This is a genomic window from Stenotrophomonas sp. 3diitr2024, assembly GCF_042136455.1.
GTDB lineage: Bacteria > Pseudomonadota > Gammaproteobacteria > Xanthomonadales > Xanthomonadaceae > Stenotrophomonas > Stenotrophomonas sepilia.
Genome location: NZ_JBHHMJ010000330.1, coordinates 1 through 5,135, shown reverse-complemented (window position 1 = coordinate 5,135; position 5,135 = coordinate 1). Strand labels below are relative to the sequence as shown.

Here is a 5,135-nt window from a genome sequence, read left to right as displayed (position 1 = left end):
GATCCAGTCGCGGTCCTTCTTCGGCAGTTTCTTCCACGGCACATCGATGTCGTAGCCCAGCGTGACCAGAATGTCGCGCAGGTTCTGGCCATGCCATGCAGCAGTACCTGCTTCTGATCTACATCGAGCCTGCCCTGCTGCAGGCCCTGCCCACCGAAGAATTCAACGCGCTGATGCGCGACTGCCTGGCCCATGCCGACAAGCTGCAGGCCGAAGGCACGCTGCTGGCCGCACAGAAGCTGCAGCCGGTCGATACCGCACAGACCCTGCGCGTGCGCGATGGACACAGCCGCGTGCTCGATGGCCCGTTTGCCGAAACCCGCGAGCTGCTGGCCGGCTTCAACCTGATCGTGGCGCGCGACCGCGACGACGCCATGCGCATCGCCCGCGACTTCCCGTGGGCACGCTTCGGCAGCATCGAAGTGCGGCCGCTGGAAGACATGGACGCCGAGCGCGAACGCTGCGGCGCCCCGGCTGCGGCTATGGCAGCAGCCGTACTCTGATCTCGCGCGGGCCGACGCCTTCGTTGCCGCTGTAGTCGCGCACGCTGGCACGCACGATGTACTCGCCCGGCGGCAACGCCGCCGGCTGCCAGCGTCCGGTTTCCATCAGGCCATCACGCACGGTGTTGGTGGCCAGGTAGCGGAACCGGGTCACCGCGCTGCCATGCACGGTGATGCCGCTGTCCGGTGCGTAGGCCACGCGCACCGCTTCCCGCTGCGGCGGCATGCGGTTGAACACGATGTTCCAGCGCGGCTGCTCGTAGCCCTGCAGCGGTTGTCCCGTAGCATCGAGGATCTGGTAACCCACCTGGTACATGCCCAGGCGGCGTCGTGGCAGATTGTTGTCGACCTGGTCCCAGGCCTCCACCACGATCTGCACGCCACGCCCCTGCCGCGCGACCATTACCACGCCATCGCTGCCTGCGGCCATCGGCTGGTCGTTGTCGTCCAGCAGTGCGACATCAGTGATGCGCGGTGCGAAGTGATCGGCGTAGTTATGGAAGCCAAGCGCCACCGCATTGGTCTCGAAACCACCGGTACCCACCGCCAGGTGCACGTGCGCCTGGTTGTTGATGCTGCCCAGGCGGTCACCCACATGGATGCGCATGCCACGCCGCACGCGCATCCGCTGCAGCTTGCCCTGCTCGTCGTACAACGCCTGCCAGCGCGCGTCGAACGGCACATCGCGCGGGGTGCGGCCGACGCGCATGTGGATGTACTTGAGGCGGTCCACCGCCAGGCCCTCGGCCTGCTCGCCCAGGTTCCAGGCTGCCACCGGACTGCTGATCTTGCCTTCGGCAATCGCCAGCACGGTCTGGCCCACATCACCGCGCACGTCGAAGCCGCCATGCAGGTGGTGGCGGCTCTCACCGCTGAAGTTGCCGCGCACTTCACCCAGGGTGCCGACCACTTCGTGCCAGCCGTCCTGCGGTGCGAGCGGCCAACGGCCGCCCGTCTTCGGCAGCGCGGCATCGGCGGCCGGGCCGACCAGTGCCGGCGCCGGCAGTTCGCCCACCGGCAGCGGACGCAGGCGATGCAGGCGGTAGCCTGCGGCGTCGGCCACCAGCACGCTGCCATCGGCATCCAGCGCCAACCCGCTCGGGCGGGCCAGGCGCGGCAGGCGGCCATTGCCGACCAGCGCGATCTGGTGGCCCTGCGGCGTCACCTGCACGATGCGGCCATCCAGATCACCCACGTACAGCACGCCGTCGTGGGTGGTGGCCAGCGACAGCGGCCCATTGATCACGCCACCGGCGGCGACCACGGTGCTGACCGTGCCATCGGTCCCCACCCGGCGCACGGCGTTGTTGAACAGATCGGCCACCAGCAATGCACCCTGCGCGTCGAAGGCCAGCGCCACCGGCGTATCGAAACGCGCAGCAGCGCCCACGCCATCTGCAAAGCCTGGCCGATCACCACCGGCCAGGGTGCGCACACTGCCATCGGTACCGATCACCCGGATGCGGTCATTGAACGTGTCCGCCACGTAGACCTGGCCCTGCGCGTCCACCGCAACGCCCATCGGTGCATCGAAGCGGGCCTGCATGGCAGGGCCATCGGCGAAGCCCTGTTCACCACCGGCCAGCGTGGTCACCTGGCCATCGGTGCCGATGCGGCGGATCGCATGGTTGCCGGTGTCGGCCACGTACAGGTTGCCCTGCGCATCGCCGGCAATGCCCGAAGGCGTATTGAAGCTGGCCTGCAGCGCAGGGCCATCGACACGGCCCTCGCCCTGCCCGGCCACGGTTTCAACGCGGCCATCGGGCAGGCGGCGGCGGATCCGGTTGTTGTCACCGGCATCGGTGAAATAGACACTGCCATCGGTGCCGCGCAGCAGTGCATACGGGTCGGCGAAGCGCGCCTGCGCGGACGCACCGTCGCGGTCGCCGGGGTGACCATCGCCGGCCAGCGGCTCGATCTGCGCGGTCCAGGCCAGCGGCGTGGGCACCGGGCCGGCAGGGCCGGCCAGCGTTTTCAGCGGGGTATCCTCCCACCAGGTTGCAGCCAAGCCCACCGCCGTTGCCAACGCCACCCCTGCCGCCATCCATTGCCACCGTGCCATCGTGTTGCGCTGCCTCTGCCTGCTGCTTGAAGAGGCACCGACAATAGACGCTGCGCGTGCGATCCGCCACGGCCGATCATGCGGCTGAACGCCAGGATTCGCTTCGTCGTGCTTGTCCTCGCTGGCCGTAGCAGGTTCAATGCGGTTCCCACGGATGGAGATTCTCCATGCCCCGCGCTCTCCCCCTCACCGCCCTGCTGCTGGCCGCATTGGCCAGTGCGCCCGCCTCCGCTTCGATCACGGTGGCCCCGCAGAAGCCATCGGCCACCGCCGATGCAGTACACGCGGCGTACGCCACGCGTTGGGATGAAGCCATCCAGCAGGCACGCGACGGCAACACGCTGGGTGCGCTGATCAGCATGGAGCGGCTGATGGAAGATCCGTTGCTGGACGACTTCGATGCCGAGCATCGCGGCCGCGCCTCGCAGGTCGCCGGCTGGACCGCGCTGATGCAGAAGAAGCCGGACCAGGCCCGCCGCTACCTGCAGCGGGCGCAGGAGGCCCTGCCGGAGGATGCACAGATCCTGCTCACCCAGGTGTCGGTGGAACTGTCGGACAACCAGCCGGCCGCAGCCACCTCTTTCCTGGTAAAGGCACTGCAGCACGCCGACGCACCGCTGCCGATCGATCACCACGCCATCAACTACCTGCAGTACCGCCTGCGTGAGCAGCCGCAGAAGCGCATGGACCTGCTGCAGGCGCTGTTTGACAACGGCTGGAAGAGTGGCGGCCTGGAACCCACCGGGCTGTGGCTGGCGCTGGCCACGCTGCAGGCCGACAACGGCCGTGGCGACAGCATTCCGGCCACGATGGCGCGGATCGACAGCCCGGCCGAGATCATCCGCCTGCGCAGCGACAAGCGCTTTGATCGCTATGTCGATCGCGGTGACGCGCGTTTCGATCCGGTGCAGGCGGCACAGCGCCACCTCGATGAACTGCGTGTTTCCGGCCTGCTCGACCGCGCACTGGACGCGCGCATGGCCGAGTTCAGCACCACCTTGCTGATGCTGGACCGCAACGAGGAAGTGCTGTCGTTGACCGAGGGCATGGCCGGTGCCGCCAGCAACGGCGAATCGCCTGCCGCTGCGGAGGCGGAATGGGTGGCCTGGCTGCTCAACAGCCGGCTCACCGCACTGCGCCGGCTGGGCCGCACCGATGAGGCACTGGCCACGGCGAAACAGGCCGCCCGCATCGGCGCGCTCGGCCCGGATGGTGTCGAGCACCAGATGAATGTCGGCTTCGTGTTCAGTTCGCTGGGGCGCATGCAGGACGCTGCGCAGGCCGTGAATGACATGCCGGGCCTCGCCGGTTACGGCAAGGCCGCACAGGCGCTGCTGCAGTTCGCCGCGGCCCGCGAGCGCGGCGATGCCAAGGCGCGCGATGCAGCACGCGCGGTGATCCTGGCCCAGCGCGACGATGCCCGCCTGTTCCATCGCGAAATGCTGCTGGAGGAAGGCGACCTGGACGGTGCCGCTGCCGTGCTGATCGAACAGCTGCGCTCGCCGGTTGAACGCGGTGAAACCCTGGCCAGCCTGCAGGACATGCGCACCTATCCGTCATTGCCGGGCGATGTGCGCATCGATGCCGCGTGGCGTGCACTCAAGCAGCGTGCCGACGTGCAGGCGGAGGTGGCACGCGTCGGCCGCATCGAGCGCTACGACCTGGTCAGCACTTCCACCTCGCGCTGAGTCCCTGCTAGCGGGCTGGCACTTCGGTGCGGATGCCCATCGCTTCGCGGTAGCGCGCGTACAGCGCCATCACCTTGTCCACATAGGCCAGGGTTTCGGCGTAGGGCGGCACGCCCTTGTAGCGGGTGACCGCACCGATGCCCGCGTTGTAGGCAGCCGCCGCCAACGGGCGATCGCCGTTGTAACGGCGCAGCAGCGCGCGCATGTAGCGTGCGCCGCCCTCGATCGACTGCTGTGGCGAGAACGGATCGCGCACGCCATATTCCTGTGCGGTCTCCGGCATCAACTGCATCACGCCCTGTGCGCCCTTGGTCGAGACCGCCAGCGGATCGAAATTGCTTTCGGCATGGGCGATCGCGCGCAGCCAGGCATCATCGACGCCGGTGGCTTTGGCCGCGGCCTTGAACTGCCTGGCGTGCTGCGCGAGCTGCGGCTTGCCGACCTTGCCCAGGCCCTCGTGCGCCGGCTCGCCCGGCGGCGTGGCCACGGTGAACTTCAGGAATACCCGCGAGCCGGGCAGGTTGCGGGTGGAATAGACCAGCACGCCGTCCTGCTCGCGCTCGTACAGCACACCACTGAACACGCCCATGTTGCCCCACAGGTTCGGGGCCTGGATGGCGTTGTCGTCGATCTCCTTCGGCGTGCACCGCGATCCCGGCTCCGGTGCGGTGGCCAGGCTGACGGTGTTGCCCTGCACGCAGCGATAGACCGTGCGCGCGGCAGCCATCCCGGGCCACAGGATGGGCAGCAGCACCAGTGCAAGCAGGAGAGGTCGATGGGACATGGCGGCCGGATGATCCGGCCGCGCCCGCGAATGTTGGGTGAATGGGGGGCCGGGGGGGGGGGGGGGGGGGGGGGGGGGGGGGGGGGGGGGGGGGGGGG

The 5,135-nt window shown here is 68.7% G+C and carries 4 protein-coding genes; 2 read left to right on the top strand and 2 right to left on the bottom strand.

The window, feature by feature from the left end:
* The first annotated feature begins 95 nt into the window (after window positions 1–95).
* The gene (locus ABGA94_RS08105; RefSeq protein ID WP_053499021.1) at window positions 96–503 is read left to right on the top strand and encodes a YciI family protein; all 408 of its coding nucleotides are present in this window, start codon (window positions 96–98) and stop codon (window positions 501–503) included.
* Here the strand turns inward: ABGA94_RS08105 and ABGA94_RS08100 are convergent.
* Window positions 481–2,565 carry a gluconolaconase gene (locus ABGA94_RS08100; protein WP_375366972.1) on the bottom strand — a complete coding sequence of 695 codons (2,085 nt, stop codon included), beginning with the start codon at window positions 2,563–2,565 and terminating at the stop codon, window positions 481–483. The genes ABGA94_RS08105 and ABGA94_RS08100 overlap by 23 nt on opposite strands.
* 167 nt (window positions 2,566–2,732) lie before the next feature.
* Here ABGA94_RS08100 and ABGA94_RS08095 point away from each other — a divergent pair, with 167 nt between their 5' ends.
* Window positions 2,733–4,253 (top strand): hypothetical protein, encoded by a 1,521-nt coding sequence (locus tag ABGA94_RS08095; protein ID WP_375366971.1) that lies wholly within the window; start codon window positions 2,733–2,735, stop codon window positions 4,251–4,253.
* 7 nt (window positions 4,254–4,260) lie between these two features.
* Here ABGA94_RS08095 and ABGA94_RS08090 read toward each other — a convergent pair whose 3' ends face one another.
* Entirely contained in the window at window positions 4,261–5,037 is a 777-nt protein-coding gene (locus ABGA94_RS08090) for a lytic transglycosylase domain-containing protein (RefSeq protein ID WP_005415084.1), read from the bottom strand.
* Window positions 5,038–5,135: the final 98 nt, after the last annotated feature.